At 73.1% G+C, this 19,665-nt stretch carries 14 protein-coding genes; 6 read left to right on the forward strand and 8 right to left on the reverse strand.

Translation table 11 applies throughout. The features are described from left to right. Complete coding sequence (locus tag AB0J55_RS19205; RefSeq protein WP_364249704.1) at positions 1-2,094, forward strand: primosomal protein N'; 2,094 nt, start codon at positions 1-3, stop codon at positions 2,092-2,094. Positions 2,095-2,274: 180 nt separating this feature from the next. On the opposite strand, the gene AB0J55_RS19210 is transcribed toward AB0J55_RS19205, so the two are convergent. Both AB0J55_RS19210 and AB0J55_RS19215 read right to left on the reverse strand, forming a co-directional pair. Continuing rightward, entirely contained in the window at positions 2,275-3,627 is a 1,353-nt protein-coding gene (locus AB0J55_RS19210) for a hypothetical protein (RefSeq protein WP_364249707.1), read from the reverse strand. A 94-nt stretch (positions 3,628-3,721) separates the two neighbouring features. Continuing rightward, positions 3,722-5,197, reverse strand: coding sequence for a helix-turn-helix transcriptional regulator (locus AB0J55_RS19215; protein ID WP_364249710.1), 1,476 nt, complete (start codon positions 5,195-5,197; stop codon positions 3,722-3,724). Between the two features lie 128 nt (positions 5,198-5,325). Between AB0J55_RS19215 and AB0J55_RS19220 the strand changes: the two genes are divergently transcribed. Then, positions 5,326-5,619, forward strand: a complete 294-nt coding sequence (locus tag AB0J55_RS19220) for a hypothetical protein (RefSeq protein WP_364249713.1) — start codon at positions 5,326-5,328, stop codon at positions 5,617-5,619. A 45-nt stretch (positions 5,620-5,664) separates the two neighbouring features. Here AB0J55_RS19220 and AB0J55_RS19225 read toward each other — a convergent pair whose 3' ends face one another. Beyond that, positions 5,665-6,465 carry a lysozyme gene (locus tag AB0J55_RS19225; RefSeq protein ID WP_364249716.1) on the reverse strand — a complete coding sequence of 267 codons (801 nt, stop codon included), beginning with the start codon at positions 6,463-6,465 and terminating at the stop codon, positions 5,665-5,667. A gap of 204 nt (positions 6,466-6,669) precedes the next feature. On the opposite strand from AB0J55_RS19225, the gene ggt reads away from it, so the two are divergent. The 4 genes from ggt (at position 6,670) to AB0J55_RS19245 (ending at position 11,621) form a co-directional block, all read left to right on the forward strand. Then, positions 6,670-8,466, forward strand: a complete 1,797-nt coding sequence (gene ggt / locus AB0J55_RS19230; RefSeq protein ID WP_364249719.1) for a gamma-glutamyltransferase — start codon at positions 6,670-6,672, stop codon at positions 8,464-8,466. A 304-nt stretch (positions 8,467-8,770) separates the two neighbouring features. Further along, positions 8,771-9,697 (forward strand): methionyl-tRNA formyltransferase, encoded by a 927-nt coding sequence (gene fmt / locus AB0J55_RS19235; protein WP_364249722.1) that lies wholly within the window; start codon positions 8,771-8,773, stop codon positions 9,695-9,697. Further along, a complete protein-coding gene (locus AB0J55_RS19240) occupies positions 9,694-11,118 on the forward strand; it encodes a transcription antitermination factor NusB (RefSeq protein ID WP_364249725.1) in 1,425 nt (474 codons plus the stop codon). Before fmt ends, AB0J55_RS19240 begins: the two co-directional genes overlap by 4 nt. Further along, positions 11,115-11,621: a flavoprotein gene (locus tag AB0J55_RS19245; RefSeq protein ID WP_364249728.1), complete on the forward strand. Its 507-nt coding sequence runs from the start codon at positions 11,115-11,117 to the stop codon at positions 11,619-11,621. Before AB0J55_RS19240 ends, AB0J55_RS19245 begins: the two co-directional genes overlap by 4 nt. 1 nt (position 11,622) lies before the next feature. On the opposite strand, the gene AB0J55_RS19250 is transcribed toward AB0J55_RS19245, so the two are convergent. From AB0J55_RS19250 to AB0J55_RS19270, 5 genes are all read right to left on the reverse strand, one after another. Further along, on the reverse strand, positions 11,623-14,592 hold the full coding sequence (locus AB0J55_RS19250) for a hypothetical protein (RefSeq protein ID WP_364249731.1): 2,970 nt from the start codon (positions 14,590-14,592) through the stop codon (positions 11,623-11,625). Between the two features lie 418 nt (positions 14,593-15,010). Continuing rightward, the gene (locus AB0J55_RS19255) at positions 15,011-16,105 is read right to left on the reverse strand and encodes a serine hydrolase domain-containing protein (RefSeq protein ID WP_364249734.1); all 1,095 of its coding nucleotides are present in this window, start codon (positions 16,103-16,105) and stop codon (positions 15,011-15,013) included. A 102-nt stretch (positions 16,106-16,207) separates the two neighbouring features. Continuing rightward, complete coding sequence (gene phoA / locus AB0J55_RS19260; RefSeq protein ID WP_364249737.1) at positions 16,208-17,602, reverse strand: alkaline phosphatase; 1,395 nt, start codon at positions 17,600-17,602, stop codon at positions 16,208-16,210. Positions 17,603-17,767: 165 nt separating this feature from the next. Next, the gene (locus tag AB0J55_RS19265) at positions 17,768-18,427 is read right to left on the reverse strand and encodes a response regulator transcription factor (RefSeq protein ID WP_364249740.1); all 660 of its coding nucleotides are present in this window, start codon (positions 18,425-18,427) and stop codon (positions 17,768-17,770) included. Next, positions 18,424-19,623 carry a histidine kinase gene (locus tag AB0J55_RS19270; protein ID WP_364249743.1) on the reverse strand — a complete coding sequence of 400 codons (1,200 nt, stop codon included), beginning with the start codon at positions 19,621-19,623 and terminating at the stop codon, positions 18,424-18,426. Before AB0J55_RS19270 ends, AB0J55_RS19265 begins: the two co-directional genes overlap by 4 nt. Positions 19,624-19,665: the final 42 nt, after the last annotated feature.

Below are 19,665 nucleotides of genomic sequence, written 5' to 3' on the forward strand. Positions count from 1 at the left end.
GTGAGCAGTTCCGAGCCCGCAGCCCTCTGGGACCTCCCGGAGCAGCCGCCTTCGCCGAAGGCGGCACCTTCGCGCGCCCGGAAACCGGCGAAAGCGCGGACCACCAAGGGGGCGCAGTCGCCCGCGGCCGAGCGGCCGGTCGCGCGGATCGTCGTCGACATCCCCCTCGCGCACCTGGACCGCACCTTCGACTACCTCGTGCCCGAGAAGCTGCACGAGACCGCCGTGCCGGGCTGCCGGGTGCGCGTCCGGTTCGCCGGGCAGCTGGTCGACGGCTACCTGATCGAGCGCGGCGAAACCAGCGACTACGGCAGCAAGCTGGCGTTCCTGGACCGCGTCACGTCGGCCGAGCCGGTGCTGCCGCCGTCACTGCACGCGCTCTGCCGGGCGGTGGCGGACCGCTACGGCGGCACGCTGTCTGACGTCCTGCGCCTGGCGATCCCGCCGCGGCACGCCAAGGCCGAGGGCGAGCCGCCGGTGGCGCCCGCGGCTGCTCCGGACGCCCCCGACACGACGGCCTGGGCGCGCTACCAGCGTGGCCCGGCGTTCCTGGAGGCGCTGGGGGAGGGCAAGCCCGCCAACGCCGTCTGGCAGGCCCTGCCGGGCGAGGACTGGCCGCGCCGGCTCGCCGAGGCGGCCGGGGTCGTGGCGGCGTCCGGGCGCGGCGCGGTGCTGGTGGTGCCGGACCACCGCGACCTGACCCGCGTGCACGAGGCGTGCGCGGCGGTCGTGGGCGAGGACGCCGTGGTGGCGCTGATCGCCGGGCTCGGGCCCGCGGAGCGGTACCGGCGCTGGCTGGCCGTGCTGCGCGGCGCGGTGCGCGTGGTCGTCGGGACGCGGGCGGCGATGTTCGCGCCGGTCCACGACCCCGGGCTGTTCGTGGTCTGGGACGACGGCGACGACCTGCACCTCGACCAGCACGCGCCGTACCCGCACGTCCGGGACGTCCTGATGGATCGCGCGCACGCGGCGAAGGCGTCGCTGCTGGTCGGCGGGTTCGCCCGGACGGCCGAGGCGCAGCTGCTGGTCGAGTCCGGCTGGGCCGCGCCGGTCCTGGCCGACCGCGCGACGCTGCGGTCCGCGGCCCCGCGCGTCACACCGGTGGGCGAGGACTTCGACGTCGCCCGCGACGAGGCCGCCCGGGTGGCGCGCCTGCCGGCGGTCGCGTTCGAGGCGGCCCGCCAGGCGTTCGCGGCGGACCTCCCGGCGCTGGTCCAGGTCCCGCGGCGCGGGTACGTGCCGGGCCTGGCCTGCGGCCACTGCCGGACACCGGCCCACTGCCGCCGCTGCGCGGGCCCCCTCGCCCTGCCCGGCGGCTCGCTCGACGGGCAGCCGAAACCCCCGGCGTGCCGCTGGTGCGGCGTCCCGGAAACGGCGTTCCGCTGCACGGCGTGCGGCTCGGTCCGGCTGCGCGCGGTGATCGTCGGCGCGAAGCGGACGGCGGAGGAGCTGGGCCGGGCGTTCCCGGGCATCCCGGTCCGCACGTCCGGAGCGGCGGAGGTGCTGGAATCGGTGCCGGGCAAACCGGCGCTGGTGGTGTGCACCCCGGGCGCGGAACCGGTGGCGGAGGGCGGCTACGGCGCCGCGCTCCTCCTGGACGGCTGGGCCCTCCTGGGCCGCCAGGACCTGCGGGCGGGCGAGGAGGCCCTGCGCCGCTGGATGGCGGCGGCTGCGCTGGTGCGTCCCGCGTCCTCGGGCGGCCGGGTGATCGTGGGCGCCGAGGCGGGCCTGGCGGTGGTCCAGGCCCTGGTCCGCTGGGACCCGGCCTGGCACGCGGGCCAGGAGCTGGCGGAACGCCGCGAGCTGGGCTTCCCCCCGGCGATGCGGATGGCGAGCGTGGAGGGCAGCCCGGACGCGGTGGCGGCGCTGCTGTCGGACCTGCCGCTGCCCGAGTCCGGCGAGGTCCTGGGCCCGGTCCCGATCGGCGACGTGGACGAGGAGGGCAACGCGGACCGCGAGCGCGCCCTGGTCCGCGTCTCCCGCGCCGACGGCAAGGCGTTGTCGTCGGCGATCCACGCGGCGGCGGCCCGCCGGGACGCGAAGAAGGCGACGGAACCGATCCGCATCCAGCTCGATCCCCTGGACCTCATCTAGCACTTCGTGTCGACCCCTCAATCACGCGTGTCGCCCCTCCAATCACGCGTGATGCCCCTTCAATCACGAGCGATTCCCCCTACCGCACCGATGTTTCCCGGCCGGGGTCGGCATTCGTGTGATCAGAGGGTCATCACGCGTGATCGGGGAGTCGACTCGCGTGATCGGCGGGACGACACGTCAGCCGGGGAGGACCGTGCCCGGCAGGGATTCCATTGCGGCGCGCGGGGAATCCGTTGCCCGCGGCGGCGCGGCCGGAGCCCGGTCACCCGCGGCGGCGGCCGTCACCAGGGAGACCACCTCGCCCGCGATCGCCTGCCGCCGGGCCTCGAAATCGTTGTCCGTCAACGCTTCGGGGGCGGTCGGCTGGCCCAGCACCGGGGTGTGCAGGTGGCCGCCCGGCAGGGTCGTGAGGCCCAAGCCGAGCCGCAATCGGTTGCTTCTGTACATGGATTCGTTCGACAGATAATTTCCGCCGCCGCCCGAAGCCGCGATTTCGCCCGGTGCCGGGGCGTCCGAGCGGCAGACCGATGTTCCCGCGCCCGGCTGCGAAGCGTCCGGCCACACGCAGAACGCCTGGTTGAAGTTGACCGGATACGCGCCCGTCACCTCGAGCATCCGCGCGTACGGCAACGTCGTCTCGATGAACTGGACGTCCGGCTGCGGCCAGCCCGCCGCCGGCGGGACGCCGCCCGTCACGGAAACGTTGTTGTTGTCCGGGAAGCCGCCGCGCCAGGCGCCGGCCCAGCGCTCGATGTCGAACCGGCCCGGGCGGCCCTGGCTGATCGTCATGATCACGTCCGGCCGCCGCGCGCGGTCGCGCAACGCCTCGCCGTACGCCGCTTCGACGATGCCCTCGTCGAAGTAGCCCCACACCACCGGGAAGTTCACCGCCTGCACCACCGCCGGGCCCGACGGCGTGTCCAGGACGCGCCCGTCCAGCTGCAGCGCGGACGCCCCGGCCGGGTTCGAGATCCGGACGCCGGAGCCGTCGAGCTGGAACGGGTCGAAGCCGCTCACCATGACCCGCCGCGTCTTCCCGAGCGGGAACCGGACGTCGTCGAGGCCGCGTGAACCGCGGTCGAACGCCGTGAGCAGGGCGCCGCGGTCCGGCAGCGCGAACGACGGCCGCCATTGCCGGATCGCGCTGCTCAGCTGCAGCCGCGCCCAGTACAGCGGCCGGTCGTCGAACCGGTCGAGCGTGCCCAGATCCGGACGCCGGCCCTGGGCCCGGTCGACGGCGGTCCGCCACAGCCGGGCCCCGGCCTGCGTGACGACGCGTTCGGCGCGCCGCGGGGTGCGGGCCGCGCACAGGTCGTGCTTCACCTCGGCGACGAACGGGTCGAGCCCGGCCAGCCGGACGAGTTCGGGGCCGACGGCCGGACCGCCGGCCGGCAGGGAAGCGGTCAGGCGTTGTTCCTCGACGGTCAGCGCGGCGGCCGGGTCGAAGCACCCGGGCGCGGCGGCGGCGGTTGTGGGGAAGGCGAACAGGGGAACGGCGGCGAGCAGGGGGAGCAGAGCGGACAGGCGCACGGGTTTCCCTCCACGTCGTGGGCGACGCGGTCGAGTTTTCGCCGACCGCGTCACCCGCGGAACCCGCATAAGTCGGGTTCGGCCGGCCCGGTCGTCAGAGCGCCGCCCCCGCCGAGGCTTCGGCCGGAAGCCGCAGCCACCAGTTCGCGCGGGCGCGGACGAGGGGAGCGTGCGCCCGCAGGAGCCGCAGCCCGTCGCGGTCGCCCTTCATGCCCACCGCGTAGAGGACGGCCCGCTGGGTGCGCGCGCCGGTCGGTTGCGCGGTGAGCACGTGGTGCCAGAGACGCAGGTCCGTCCGCCCGGGGAGGTGGGCCAAGGCCACGGCTGCCGCGTCCCGCGCCGTGTCTCGCCGCACGAGGTTCTCGACGACCGGGCGGTGCCGGGCTTCGCCGAGACTGCCCTGCAGGTCCACCAGGACCCGGTGGATCGGTGAGCCGGTCCTCGTGCGCCCGCTGCTCAGCAGCGACGCGACGGTGTCGGCGAGGATTCCGCGAAACGGCGACGCGTGCAGGACGTTGACGGTGAGGATGCGCAGATCGCTGTCGGTGCTGGCCAGCGCCTGACGGAGGATCCTCGGCCCGAGCACGTCGTCGTCGTGATGCCGGATCTGAGCTCTGGTCAAGGCGCCGTGCAACGCGCCGAAGGCGGCCTCGCCCGCTTTCCCCAGCGGCGCCGAACGGGCGCCGGGCCGGCTCGGGCGGTGCCGGAACAGGGCCGCGACGACGTCCGAAGCCGCTTCCCGGACCGGCGGTGCCGTCGACGCGCCGGCGCGCAGCTCCCGGACGACGGCTTCGAGCCGGCGAACCATGTCAGGTGCCCTGGGCGGCCGGGCCGCCCACGCGAAGAGCGCGCCGAGCTGCTCGGCGTCGTTGCGCGGTTCGCACAGCAGGCGGAAAAGGCGGCGGGAGGCCGCCGGTGTGGGATTCGCCGCGAGCAGGGCGATCTGGTCGATGATCAGCTGGCAGGCCGGCTCGGTGACGAATTCTTCGGTCGCCGCGACGAGCGCGGCGCCGCCTTCCGGGTGCCGGTGCACTCGCTGCAGCGCGGAAAGCCGGAGCAGATACCGCCAGCCCACGGAAAGGCACATTTCGGTGAGCAGCCGGTGGACGAGGGTGTCCCACACCGGCCGGGCGAGCCTGCGCCGCGGCTGGGTGAGGGAAACGGTCAGGTCCGCCCATTCCGCCGCGGAGACGGGAGCACGGTCGAGGCATTTGCCGAGCAGTTCGGCGCCGGGCGGCGCGGTCCGGCGTCCCACCGGCCGGTCCCGGCCGAGCGCGGTCACGACGGCCACCAGTTCGCCCGGCGGGAGGCCGAAGAGCCGCTCGTACCGGCGCAGGGCCGAGACCGGCACGGTGGCCCGGGAGTTTTCCCAGCGGGAGACCGTGGCGTTGTCGACGGGCGGTGTCCGCACCGCGGCCGCCATCTGCCGGATGGTCAGGATGTCGTCGTGGCCGTAGAGGCGCCACATTTTGAGCAGCCAGGCCGCGAGCTGCCCTCGTTCGACCCGCGGCCACGGATCGGCCGCCTCGTCGCCGAGCGAGGTCGGTCGTCCACGCCGAGCCGGTGGCATGGATCGATTCTGACGTGCCGGGCGGGCCGGGAACGCCACCGATCGGGTGCACCGGTTTCGCAGCAAAGGAAGTCGGAGTCAGCCGAGTGACCTACCGTCGGTGGTCTCTGCCGGAAAGGAAACTCACGATGGCCCCTCCAGTGAAGTCGGGACACTTCTACCTCTGTCCGTTCGGAAGCAACGGATTCACCTCACAAACAGGGAAGGAGGTCGTACTGGTCCTGGCCGCGAAGTTCGGCAAGGCGGACAAGGAATGTCTCGTGGCGCGTGCGCAGGAGGTGAATTCGGAGTGGAAGGTGGATCTCGACCATGTCTACACCGTCGTTTCCGGAACCCTGGAGGAATACCCATCGCCGCTCGACGACCGCAAACTCAGAGAAATCAGGAAGGCCCTGAGCAGGCAGATCGAGTCAGCGAAGTGACCGGAGGCGGGAGCACGCGCTGAGCGTGCTCCCGACCCGTCGGAATCAGCCGGTGGCCAGCACCTTCAGCCGCGTGATGTCCGCGCTGAACGTGTCCTGGTCGATCGGCGAGGAACTGTACTGCCAGAACGTGTAGAAGCCCCAGTTGTACGGCAGCGTCCCCACCGAAGACGCGTAGCGCGCCACCCACAGCGGGTTCGTCGAGCTGAAGTCGCCCGTGTTGCCGGTGCATTGGCTCCACCAGCTCGTCGCCGTGTAGATCACCGGCCAGCGGGTCGTTTTCGCGTGGTACTCGTCGCTGAACGCCTTGATCCACGCGACCATCTGCGCCGCGGTCTTGCCGTAGCAGGCGTTGTTCGGGCCCCATTCGATGTCGAGCGTGCCCGGCAGCGTCTTGCCGTCCTTGGACCAGCCGCCGCCGTGGGCGACGAAGTAGTCCGCCTGCGCCGCGCCGCCCGAGAGGTCCGGGCGGCCGTAGTGGTACGCGCCGCGGATCATGCCGACGTTGTACGACCCGATGTACTGCTGGCTGAAGTACGCGTTCTGGTAGCCGGTGCCTTCGGTCGCCTTGACGTAGGCGAACTTCTTGCCCGCGCTCCAGTACGACGCCCAGTTGACGTTGCCCTGGTAGGAGCTGACGTCGATGCCGGGGACGCTCGCGTCCACCGACGCCGGCGCGAGCCCGGCCGGGGCCACCCCGTCGTGGGCGCGGATCGAGGCGCCCATCTCGTGGTTGTCCGTCTCCGGTGCGGCGCCGGCGCTGCCGGCCGTCACGACCAGCAGGGCGGCCGAGACCGTGAGCGCGGCGCCGAGCAGGCGACGCCACGTCCGTCTTGGTGCAGTCATCTTCGGTGGTTCCTTCCGGTTGCCCTCGTGGTGCGCGGTGTGCAGGCCGCGCCGCACGATTCTGTTACAGGGCAAGCCGGAACGTCACTGCTCCATGTGATTTAATTTCTCGAACCCCTAAAGTGTGTGAAAAGTTGACAATAGGGGTGTTTCGGCCCCGTTGGCGTCTTGAAGCGGGGCAATCCAAGGGGCAGACTCGCCCGCATGCCCGCGCACAGGAGCCGCACCACGCTTGTCCTGGCCGTCGCCGCCGCGCTCACCGCCGGGGTGGCCGCCCCCGCCGTCGCCGCGACACCGACCCCGAAGTCGCCGGTCGCCGTCGGTTTCGGGGGTGCCGTCGCCAGCATCGACGCCGACGCCACCGCGATCGGCACCCAGGTGCTGCGCGACGGCGGGAACGCCGTCGACGCCGCCGTCGCGGTCGCCGCCGCGCTCGGCGTCACCGACCCGTTCTCCGCCGGGATCGGCGGCGGCGGGTTCTTCGTCTACTACGACGCCAAGACCCACCGCGTGAACACCCTGGACGGCCGCGAGACCGCGCCGAAGACCGCCGACGAGAACCTCTTCGTCGAGAACGGCAAGCCGCTGCCCTTCGCCGACGCGGTCACCAGCGGGCTGAGCGTCGGCGTGCCCGGCACGCCCGCGACGTGGGCCGAGGCCCTGCGCAAGTGGGGGACGCGGTCGCTGGCGAAGTCGCTGAGGCCGGCCGAGAACCTCGCGCGCAACGGCTTCGTCGTCGACCAGACGTTCCAGACGCAGGTCGCGAACAACGCGGCGCGGTTCGCCGCCTTCCCGTCGACGCGGTCGCTGTACCTGCCGGGTGGCGCGCCGCCGGCGCCCGGGACCGTCTTCCGGAACCCGGACCTGGCCGCGACGTACGCGCAGCTCGAACGCCATGGCGTCGACGCGCTGTACCACGGCCCGATCGGCGCGGACATCGCCAGGACGGTGCAGCAGCCGCCGGTCGACCCGGCCTCGACGCTGAACGTCCGGCCCGGCAAGCTCACCACGGCCGACATCGCCGCCTACCGCGCCATCGAGCGCGACCCGACCCACGCCCGCTACGAGGGCCTCGACGTCTACGGCATGCCGGCGCCGTCGTCGGGCGGGCTGACGGTCGGCGAGGCGCTGAACATCCTCGAGAACTTCGACCTCAAGCACGCGAGCAAGGCCGACTACCTGCAGTACTTCCTGGAGTCGACCCGCTTCGCCTTCGCCGACCGCAACCGCTGGATCGGCGACCCGGCGTTCGTCGACGTCCCGGCGCGCGAGCTGCTGAGCCAGCGCTTCGCCGACTCGCGGGCGTGCCTGATCTCGAAGGACAAGGCGGCGACCAGCCCGGTGGCCCCGGCCGACCCCCGCCACCCGGCCCCTTGCGCCGCGGGGGCGGCGGCCGCACCGACGCCGTACGAGGGCGAGAACACGACGCACCTGACAGTGGCGGACAAGTGGGGCAACGTCGTCGCGTACACGTTGACGATCGAGCAGGAGGGCGGCAGCGGCATCGTCGTGCCGGGCCGCGGGTTCCTGCTCAACAACGAGCTGACGGACTTCTCGTTCACGCCGGTGACCCCGGGCGTGCCCGACCCGAACCTCCCGGGCCCGGCCAAGCGGCCCCGCTCGTCGATGGCCCCGACGATCGTCCTCGACCACGGCCGCCCGTTCTTCGCGACGGGGTCCCCGGGCGGGGCGTCGATCATCACGACGGTGCTGCAGGTGATCCTCGGCCGGCTGGACCGCGGATTGTCGCTCGAGGACGCGATCGCGGCTCCGCGGGCATCACAGCGCAACTCGGCGGCGGCGCAGGTGGAGCAGGCGTTCCTGGACCAGCCGGAGACGGCGGAGTTGAAGGCGAGGGGCCAGGGCTTCTCGACGGCCCCGGCGGAGATCGGCGCGGCAACGGGCGTGGAGCGGTTGCGCGACGGCCGGTGGCTGGCGGCGGCGGAGCCGGTGCGGCGGGGGCAGGGTGCGGCGCAGGTGGTGTGGCCGGCGAACTGGTAGGGGCGGGGAAGGGCCGGTCACGCTGCTCGAACTGTGCACCGGCCCAGCACCGGCCCAGCACCGGCCCAGCACCGGCCGGAGAAAACCGGCCCCCGCCCTCCCTGGGGGGCGTGCCCTTGTCCAGCCTATCGGCACCCCCCGACGAAACCCCCGGAAAAGCCGCAGCTCGGGCCCGGTTGTCCACATCACGGTTACCCTGTGGACACCCACGCCCGAGCTGAGCGCGCCCTGGCCGAGGGGGCCTTCTAGACTCGGGTCCGATGTTCCAGCCACCTGAAACCCTGCTTCCGCCGGGGGTGGGCCGATGAAGCTCGTCTTCGCCGGCACCCCCGATCCCGCGGTTCCCGCCCTGCGCGCCCTGCTCGATTCCGGGCGGCACGAGGTCGTTGCCGTCGTCACGCGGCCCGATGCGCAGGCCGGGCGTGGCCGGCGGGTCGTCCGGTCGCCCGTCGGTGCGCTCGCCGACGAACACGGCATCGAGGTTCTCACGCCCTCGCGCGCCGGGGACCCCGCCTTTCTCGCGCGGCTCACCGAGCTCGCGCCGGATGCCTGCCCCGTCGTCGCCTACGGGGCGCTGCTGCCGCAGGCCGCCCTCGACATCCCGCGGCTGGGCTGGGTGAACCTGCACTTCTCGCTGCTGCCCGCGTGGCGCGGCGCCGCGCCCGTGCAGGCCGCGATCCGCGCCGGGGACGAGATCACCGGGGCCTCCACCTTCCGGATCGTCAAGGAACTCGACGCCGGCCCCGTCTACGGCGTCGTCACCGAGGCGATCGGCGCCACCGACACCGCCGGTGTCCTGCTCGGGCGGCTCGCGGAGTCCGGGGCCAAGCTGCTGCTGTCCACCATGGACGGTCTCGCCGACGGCAGCCTCGTCGCGCGGGAGCAGCCCGCCGAAGGGGTCAGCTACGCGCCCAAGGTGACGGTCGAGGACGCGCGGGTGTCCTTCGCCGACCCCGCGTCGGCCGTCGACCGGCAGATCCGGTCGGTCACCCCCGACCCGGGTGCCTGGGCGGAGTTCCGCGGGGAACGCTTCAAGCTCGGCCCGGTCACGGTGCTCGACGAACCCGGCCCGCCGCCGGGCGAGATCGTGGTCGAACGCAAACGGGTGCTGGTCGGGACGGCGACGAAGCCGCTGCGGCTCGGCGAAGTCCAGGCACCCGGCAAGAAACGGATGGCGGCCACCGACTGGGCGCGCGGTACGAGGATCGACCAGGGAGAGCGCCTCCGGTGAACGACCACAGGGAACGACGTCCGTCACGGCCGCAGCGGGGCCGGCCGGCCCCGCGCAAGGAAGGGCCGCGCCGCCCGCCGGAGGTCGATCCGGCCCGGCAGGCCGCGTTCGACGTCCTCGCGGCCGTCCGGACCAAGGACGCCTACGCCAACCTCGTCCTGCCGGACCTGCTGCGCGAGCGGCGGATCACCGGCCGGGACGCCGCATTGGCCACCGAGCTCGCCTACGGCACGTCGCGGGCGCAGGGCCTGCTCGACGCGATCATCGAGTCCTGCGCCGAACGCCCGCTCAAGCAGACGGACCCGGCGGTGCTCGACGCGCTGCGCCTCGGCGTCTACCAGCTGCTGCGCACCCGCATTCCCGAGCACGCCGCCGTGACGTCCACTGTGGACCTCGTGCGCGCCGAAGCCGGTTCGTGGGCCACGGGTTTCGCGAACGCCATCCTGCGCAAGGTGTCCGAAAAGGACGAAGCGGCGTGGCTCGACGAGCTCGCGCCGGACGAGTCGGCCGACCCGATCGGCGCCTACGCGCTGCGCACCGCGCACCCGCGCTGGATCGCCCGGTCGTTCGCCGAAGCGCTCGGCGACAAGGGCGCCGGGCTCAAGGCCGCCCTGGAAGCCGACGACGCGCGGCCCGAGGTGCACCTCGTCGCCCGCCCCGGCGAAATCAGCGCCGACGAGCTCGCCGCGATCACCGGCGGCGACCCGGCGCCCTACTCGCCCTACGGCGTGCGCCTGCCCGCCGGCGCCGGCGACCCGGCCGACGCCGAGCCCGTCCGCGAGCGCCTGGCCGCGGTCCAGGACGAGGGCAGCCAGCTGTGCGCGATCGCCGCGACGAAGGTGCCGCTGGATGGCTCCGACGAGCGCTGGCTCGACCTGTGCGCGGGCCCCGGCGGCAAGGCCGCGCTGCTCGGCGCGCTGGCGGCGTTGAGCGGGGCGACCGTCGATGCCGTCGAGAAGGCGCCGCACCGCGCGAACCTCGTCGAGAAGGCCACGAGCGGCCTGCCGGTGAAGGTGCACGTCGGCGACGGGCGCGAGAGCGGTTTGGAACCGGGCTACGACCGGATCCTCGTCGACGCGCCGTGCAGCGGGCTCGGCGCGCTGCGGCGGCGGCCGGAGGCGCGCTGGCGGCGTCAGCCGTCCGACGTCGCGGATCTGACGAAGCTGCAGGGCGAGCTGATCACCGCGGCCTACGACCTGCTGCGGCCGGGCGGCGCGCTCACCTACGTCGTCTGCTCGCCGCACCTGGCCGAGACCGAAGGCGTCTTCGGCGAGACGGCCCGGCGGCTGAAGGCGGAGGTGCTGGACGCGCGCGCGTTCTTCCCGGACGTGCCCCAGCTCGGCGACGGCCCGTACGTGCAGCTCTGGCCGCACCGCCACGGCACCGACGCGATGTTCTGCGCCGTCCTGCGCAAACCGTGAGAGACCTCGGGCTGGTCGCCGGCTCGTGCGGCGGGCTGGACGTCCGGTTCGCCGCCGAGCTGGCCCGCCCGGCGGCTGAACGCGGCTGGCGCCCGGCGATCACGCTGACCCCGACCGCGATGCGCTGGCTGGAGTCCACCGGCGGCCTCGACGAGGTCGCGGCGTGCACGGACCTGCCGGTCCGCAGTGTGTCGCGGCTGCCGGGCGAACCGCGGCCGCACCCGGACCCCTCGGTGTTCCTGTTCGCGCCGGCCTCGGCCAACTCGGTCGCGAAGCTGGCCTTGGGCATCGCGGACAACCAGGCGTTGACGGTCCTCGGCGACGTGCTGGGTGCGCCGGGGATCACGGTGGTGGTGGCGTACCAGATCCAGGACACCCGGGCGCACCACCCGGCGTGGCAGCGCCACCTCGACACCCTGGAGGGCGCCGGGGTGACGCTGCACCGCCTGGACGTCCGGCGGCCGTGGACGGAAGCGCTGGACCTGCTGCCTTCAGCTCAGTGAGCTACCGGGGGAGCCTGGAGGTGGCGGCAGCCCAGGGCTTCGCCGGCTCACCGTTCGGGGTCACCCCGTACCTCCGGAAGTCGTCGAGCATTTCCTTGTTGCGCGCCACGTGCATGGTCTGCTCGATCTTCTGCTGCACGTCGCAGCCGGACGCCAGGGCGACGAAGTACTCGTCGAGGGCTTTCGCCGGGTTCTCGTGCCGGCACCAGAAGTCGGCCAGCGCCACCCGCGACGGCAGGTCGCCGGCATCCCGCCCGCGGATGAGCACCCGCTCGGCGTGCTCGGTCTTCTCTTGCCCCAGGAGGGCGACCGCGGTCCGCGCCACGGCCGTCGTGATCCCGCGCTCGATCTGGTCCTCGACGACCTCCACCACCCGGTCGGCGTTGTCCTTGTGCGCCAGGGCGAGGACGATCACCTCGTGGACCTCGCTGCGGATGTTCGCTTCCTCCCGGGCGTTCCGGAGCCGGCGGGCGGCTGACTCGTAACGCCCCAGATCGAGGAGGACGTCGACGGTACGCAGCCACGCCGGTTCGTGTCCCGCCGCGGCCGCCTCGGGGAGCCAGTACTCGACGGCGATCACGATCTTGTCGTTGGACCTGGGCCAGAGGCTCGAGCCGGTGTTGGCGACCTGGCGGCGTTGCACCTCCAGCTCCCGGTACCCGATCGTGAGCAGGCTTTCGGCCACCCAGTTCAGCGCTTCCCCCCGGCTGACGTGGACCAGCCGGGCGTACTTCTCCGCGGCGGCGTGAAAAGTCTCGTCCACCAGCAGGAAGTCGCTGATCGGGTCCAGCACCCCGGGGTCGGCCAGGTCGACGCCGCCGAGGTACCACTCGATCGCCTCCCGGGCCTTCCCCGAGCGGCACATCGCCCCGGCGACCCGCTGCCGGAGGGCGGCGGAGGCCATCCCGAGCCGCTCGGCGCGCTTCACGAAGTCTCCCGCTTCGGCGCCCCAGCCGACTTCGGCGGCTGCTTCGGCAGCGCGGGCCCACGCGGCCACGTCTCCCAGGTCGGCAGCGCACCGGAAGCCCTCCAGCGCCCGCTGCAGCAACCCCTTGCGGGCGAACATTTCCGAGATGGCCGTCAGCACGGCCGGGTCCTCCTCGGCGGCGGCCCTCGCGTGCTGGAACGCGGCGTCGAGGAAGCCGGCCTGCGCGTAGACCATCGCCATCGCGGGGCGCGCCCCGTCGACCCCGTATTCGACCGCGGTGTCACACCACGAAAGGGCGTCTTCGGCCCGATCGTGCTCGGCGAGCAGGCGGGCACCGTAGAGGTAGGCCAGGTGATCGCCGTCCTGGCCACGCTCGTGGAGCCAGCGGGTCACGTTTTCGATCCGGCCTTCGTCCCGCGCGATCATCAGCTCGATGATCTTGCCGCGGGTGTCGATCCCGGGCTGCTCCAGCAGTCCGGTCAGCCACTCGATCGCGGGTTCGTACCGGTTTCCCGAGTGGCCGTCCCACAGACCGCCGTCGGACTTCTTGTCGGTCATCAGGTCCGCGGCGGCCCCGGCCGCGCTCAGCACGCCTTCCTCCGCCAGCGCCTGGTAGCCGTCGACCGCCGAGGCCGGCTTCTTGGCGTCCGCGAGCGCCATCGCCATCAGGACGCGGGCGCGGTCGCCGGAGTCGGCCACCGGCTCCAGCCATCGCATGGCCTCGACCCGGCGCTGCGCGGCGATCAGGGCCTCGGCCGCGTCGAGACGCGCTTCGTCGTTGCCGGCCGCGGCCAGTTCGGCGTAGACCTCGACCACGTCGTCGACCCGTCTTGCCTCGCGGAACAGGTCGATCAGCGCTTCGGTGGCGCCCGGGACGTTCTCGTCGGCGGCCCGGCGGTAGAACTGGTTGCACTGGAGCAGAAGGCGGCGACGGCGGCACTCGGCCGCCAGCACCATCAGGCTGTCGGTGGCCGCGGATTCCACCAGCGCCGCCCAAAGTCCCGCATCGGCGGCTTGCGGCACCTTGTCGTCCTTGACGAAGCGGCGATCGATGTGTTCGTCCAGCCGGAACGACGGCCCGTGCGCGCCGTCGGCGTTCGGGGCCGCCCGGCCGGTCAGCAGGCTGGCACCGCCGGTCCCGCGGCGGGTCAGTTCCTCCAGCGCCACAGAGAACCAGTTCTCGTCGAGGTCCTCCAGTTCCGGTTCGGTGAAGAAACCCAGCGCACCGCGTTCCAGCAGGTTCCGCGGGATCCAGCGGCCGTGACCGAGCCGGCGGACCGCGAAGCCGCACCGCAGGACCGCACGCGCGGCCGGGGTCGCCGTCTCGAAGGCGCCGTCCAGCCAAGGTGCGGCCGCCAGGTACTGGATGACCCGGCGATACGCCGCCCTGGCGCCGGCTTCGGCCAGGCGCGGGTCTCCCGACTCGGCCGCCTTCCTGGCTTCCGCTTCCGTGAAGCTGTCGGGCACCATGATCCGGCTGTCTTCCAGCAACAGCCGGATCTGCTGGTATTCGTCGGGTCCGAGGGCCGGCGGCACGGCCGTGAGCGACTGCCAGGCCTGCGGGGTGAACGTGCAGATGACCAGGTTCGGTCCCCGCGTCGGATCCGCGAGCAGGCTCCGGAGGGCGAGCGCGACCTCGTTGCCGGTTTCCGGTCCCGCGTTGACGAAGTAGCGGTGGGCGTCCACCAGCCAGTACACGGTTTTGGGCGGGATCTTCGCGAGCTCCGCGAGCAACGTGACGGGATCGCTGGGGCTCGTTCCGGGCCAGACGTACCAGGAGCTCAGCAACGGTTCGCGCGCGCCGGCCGCCCGGTGGTGCATCGCCTCCCAGGCGGCCCGTTTCCGCCCCGTCGCGGGCTCCCCGATCAGGGAGGCGATCCCGCCGGCTCCGGCCGCCGCGCGCTCGACCAGGTCGACGAGCAGCTTGTCGTGTTCCCTGGCGACGTAGGGGGTCAGGACGGGCAAGGCGGCGTCACCGGCCTCGCTCCGCAGCGACGCGATCTCCAGCTGCTTGGGAGTGCACTCGGAAAGCGCGAGGGCCAAGCGGCTGACGGCGGCTGCTTTGCGCGTCGCAGCGTGTGGACGGACATTCACTTGCGGGTTCACGGATCCTTCTGTCGAGCGGCTCGAGCAGGGCGCCCGGCACCCCGTCCCCCTGCTGTCCCGACCGTGGTCCTTCCACGCCGTCCGGTCCATCGCCGCAGCGCCCGAAGCGCCGAGCGGTCCCGCCGCCGCGACGACGATCACCGCGCAGTTCGTTAGCTCTTGTGACAGTTTTCACCCGATCGTGCACCCGTTTGCGCTGGTCAATGCCGTCCACCGTGGTCGCAAGTGTCGCCAACCTGCGACAACGGCGCCGGCTCCCACCCTGCCGGGGGCGGGCATCGCAGACCACCCTTCACCGCCCGAAGCATTCACTCGGACGAGGGCCGTCCGGCCTGAGCGGGTTCCTGTCACCGAACTAGGAACAAGCCGCCGCGTCCACCGCCGCGAGCAGGTGCGGGTTCGTCTCGGCCGGGGTCGGGTTCTCGTTCAGCACCACCGACACCCGGCGCCCCGCCGGCCCCACGCCTGCGAAGTTCGTGAACCCGATGATGCCTCCTTCGTGCCCCCACAACACCCCGCACGACACCGGGACGCTGCCCAGCCCGAGCCCGTACCCCGCGCCCGGGATGCCGAGGTTCGCCGGCACCGTCCGCCGCATCTCCGCCAGCTCGGCCGGGCGCAGGAGCCGGCCGCCCAGCAACGCCCCGTAGAACCGGTCGAGGTCCGCCGGGGTCGACACGAGGCCGCCCGCCGCGCCCGCGATCGTGGCGTCGAAGTCGCTGAAGTCCACCAGTTTCCCGTTCAACGGCAGGTAGCCCACCGCGTGCGGGGACGGCAGCTTCTCGTCGCCGCGGCGGGGGAGGTACGTGTCGTGCAGGCCCAGGGGCCGGGTGATCCGGTGGGCGATCTCGGCCGCCGGCGCGTGCCCGGTCACCTTCTCCACGAGCATCCCCGCCACGATGTAGTTCGTGTTCGAGTACGACCAGCTCGTTCCCGGCGGGAACAGCGCCGGGTGCTTCAGCGCCATCGCCACCAGCTCGGCCGGCTCGGCTCCGCGGTGGCGCAGGGCCTCCGGGTCGGTCCGGTCGAGGTCGTCGGTGTAGTTGTACAGCCCGCTCGTGTGCTGCAGCAGCTGCCGGACGGTGATCCGCTCGTCCGGCAGCAGCCCCGGCAGGTACCGCGCCACCGGTGCGTCCAGCCGCACCCGGCCCTCCGCGACCAGCTGCAGCACGACCGTCGCCACGAACGTCTTGGTGACGCTGCCCGCGCGGAACGAACCGTTGCGCGGGAACGGCTTCCCGGTCGCCACGTCGCCCACGCCGCTGCGGGTGACCCGGGTGCGCCCGCCGTCCTGGACCACCGCCGCCGCCCCCGGTACGCCGTCCTGGGCCGTCAGCACGTCCAGGCTCGCCTGGACCGGGTTCGCCGCCGCCAGTGCCGGTGCCGCCGTGGTGGCGGCGAGCAGCGCGGCGAGCGTGCCGGCGGTGACGACGCGCAATGACTTCCGCATGAGAAAACCCCCTGGTGTCTCGGTTTTCCCCACGCTAGGGGCACCGGACACCAGGGGGGATGGGGGAGACCACCGGGCGGACCCGGGGGTGCACCCCACCACTCAGCGCAGCTTGAGGGCGCGCTTCAGGGTGCCGAACAGGTCGGTCTGGTTGGTCAGGCCGACGATGTTGGCCGCCTGCGGGCCCAGGCCCGCGATGCGCACCTGCGTCCCCGTGTGCGACTGCGAGCCGCCCGCTTCCGCGGTGCCGTACGCCAGCGTCATGTTCGCGCCCTCGTTGGTGACCAGGGTCGCGGTCAGGCCCGGCGTCGCGGTGGGCTCGACGATCTGGCTGCTGTGGCCGTGGTCGGCGGTCACCAGCACCAGCGTGTCCGGGTGGCTGCGGGCGAACGCCGTGCCCGCCGCGATCGCCGCGTCGAAGTCGATCGTCTCGCCGATCTGGCCGCACGGGTCGGCCGCGTGGTCCTGCTTGTCGATGCTCGCGCCCTCGACCTGCAGGAAGAAGCCCTTGTCGCTGCGGCGGTCGTCGAGCAGCTCCAGCGCCTTGCGGGTCTGGTCGGCCAGCTTCGGCTGGGTCGGCGGCAGCTTCGGGTTCGGGGCGCAGCGGGTGGGCGCGGTGCCGCCGTGCACGGCCGCCGGACCGGTCCAGTTCACCGGCATGTTGCCGTCGGCGAACAGGCCGAGCACCGGCTTGCCCTTGGGCGCCTTCGCCAGGTCGGCGGCGGTGTTGACGACGTTGTAGCCGGCCGCCTTGGCCTGGTCGAGGACGGTCTTGCCCTTGAACTTGCCCGCCGTCACCTGCTGGTTGAAGTACTTCGCGCCGCCGCCCAGCAGGACGTCGGGGCGGGTCTGCACCAGCTGCTCGGCGATCGAGCCGAGGCCGCCGTTCTCCTTGGCGTTCTTCGCGCACTTGGCGGTCGTCTCGACCGGGCCCTTGCAGTCGCGGTTGACCACGTGCGAGCCGAGCACGGCCGGGGTCGCGTCCTGGACCTCGGCGGTGGTGACGTCGCCGGTGCGCAGGCCGCCCCGCTTGGCCAGCTCCAGGATCGTCGGGACGTCGTTGCCGTAGGCGTCGACGGAGATCGCGCCGTTGTAGGTCTTGGTGCCGGTGGCCCAGGCGGTGCCGGACGCGGCCGAGTCGGTCACGTAGCTCGGCTTCGCCGGGTTGTTCTGCTCGACCGCGTAGGTCGTGTAGTCACCGGTCAGCGGCAGCTCGTCCATCGCGAGCCGGCCCGCGGCGCCGCGCTCGTAGTTGCGGGCGGCGGTGATCTCCGACTGGCCCATGCCGTCACCGATGAACAGGATGACGTTGCGGGCGTGGCCGCCCTGGATCGCGGCGCGGACGTCGGCGGTGCGGTCACCGGTGCCGGCCGACGAACGGGCGTCGACGTTGTCGGAGCCGTTGGTGGCCAGGGCGACCGGGGCGGCGGCGACCAGCGCGGCGCCGAGCGCGCCCGCGACCAGCCACCGGCGGCGGCCGGTGAACAGCGAAGCCATGTTTCTCCTCATTCGCGAACTTCGGGGACTTCGGGGGTTACGGCCCGGATTTCGGACACGGGCTATTAGTCCTCCTGCATGTGTGCCGCGGAGGGACTGAAGGTGACCGGAGCGTGGCTGCTGGCCGAACTCATGGCTTCCCGCGGGTGACCGGGAGCACGTCGGTTATTGACCGGCGAGGTGCCCCGGCTTGACGACCCCGGCTTCGTAGGCGATCACCACGGCCTGGCTGCGGTTCCCGGCCCCGAGCTTCGCGAAGATGTTGCCCACGTGGGTCTTCACCGTCTCGAGGCTGATCACCAGCGCCGCCGCGATGTCCTGGTTGGACAGTCCGGTGGCGATCAGCCGGAGCACCTCGGCTTCGCGGCGGGTGAGGGTCCTCGCCGCCCGCGCGTGCTTCCCGCCGGCGACCCGGCCGCTCACCAGCCGCCGGATCGCCTCCGGGAACAGCAGCGACTCGCCCGCGGCGACCGTCCGCACGGCGTGCGCGATCTCCTCCTTGCGCGCCCGCTTCAGCAGGAATCCGCTGGCCCCGGCCAGCAGGGCGTCGTGCACGTAGTCGTCGTTGTCGAAGGTCGTGACGACCAGGATCTTCGGCGGGTCGGGCAGGGCCGCGAGCACCTGCCGGGTGGCTTCGATGCCGTCGACGCCGGGCATCCGGACGTCCATCAGCACGACGTCCGGCCGCGTCCGCCGCACCGCCTCGAGGACCTCGCCGCCGTCGGCCGCCTCGCCGACCACCGGCAGGCCCTGCTGTTCCAGCAACGCCCGCAGCCCGGTGCGGACCAGCGGCTCGTCGTCGGCGAGCAGCACCGACGGCGTCACGCGCCCGCCCGCAGCGGGATGGACGCGGTCAGCCGCCACTGCTGCCCGTCCGGGCCGGCGTCGAGCTCGCCGCGCAGGGCTTCGACGCGCTCGGCGAGCCCGGCCAGCCCGCGCCGCCCGGTCCGCGGCCCGTCGCCGGGCAGCGCGTTGACGACCGCGATGCCGAGGCGGTCCGGTCCGGCCTCGACACGCACGTCGACCGCGCCGGGACCGGCGTGGCGCAACGCGTTGGTCAACCCCTCCTGGACGATCCGGTAGCCCTCCCGCGACACCGTGGCGGGCAGCGCCGCGACCGGCCCGGTGACGGCCAGCCGGACGTCGAGCCCGGCTTCGCGGGCGCGGACGGCGAGGACGTCGACTTCGGCCAGCGTGCGCGTCGGCGCCTTCGCGGCCGGCTCCTCACGCAGCAGCCCCAGGACGTGGTCGAGGTCCTCGAGGGCGCTTCGAGATGCTTCTTCGATCGTGCCGAGCGCGCGGCGGACCTGGGCCGGGTCGGCCTCGACCAGATCGGCCGCAGCGGCGGCCTGGATCGTCGACGTCGTGAGCGTGTGGCCGATCGAGTCGTGCAGCTCCCGGGCGAGGCGGTTGCGCTGCGACAGTACCGCGGCACGGCGTTCGGCCTGCGCGGTGCGTTCGCTCTCGGACGGGCCCAGCAACGCTTCCGCGCCGGTCCGGAAACCGCGGGTGGCCCCCGCGGACAGCACCACGGCCACGGCGAGCAGCACGATCCCGAACGGCACCGTCCACCCGCCGAGCGGGACGTCGTCCCAGAACAGGCTGATGCTGTCCTGGCCGCCGGTCAGCCACACGGCGGGGACGAGCAGGCCCAGGCCGAGGAAGGCGAGCACGGTGAGCAGGATGCCGCTCAGCGCCGTGTGCAGCGCCAGCCACAGCCCCGAACGCAGCCGCGAACCGGCGTCGGGGCGCCCGGCCGGCGCCGGGATGGCCGTGCCGAGCAGGACGTTCGCCAGGCCGATGCCGAGCCGCCGGACCGGCCCCAGCAGACCCAGCAGCCCCATCAGCACCGCCAGAGCGAGCAACGCGAGGAGGGCTCGCACCCGCGAGTCGGTGTCGACCGACACCGCGACAGCGAAGGCGAACGGGGAGATCGGGACGGTGAGGACGGCACAAGCGACGGCGTACGGCAGGCTGCGGTAGCTGCCGATCCGCGCCAGGGACACCAGGAATCCGGACATGTGGCCGAGGTTAGGGCGATCCGGGTCCCGTGACCTCCCTCT

Origin of the sequence: Amycolatopsis sp. NPDC049688, assembly GCF_040674975.1 — a bacterium.
GTDB lineage: Bacteria > Actinomycetota > Actinomycetes > Mycobacteriales > Pseudonocardiaceae > Amycolatopsis.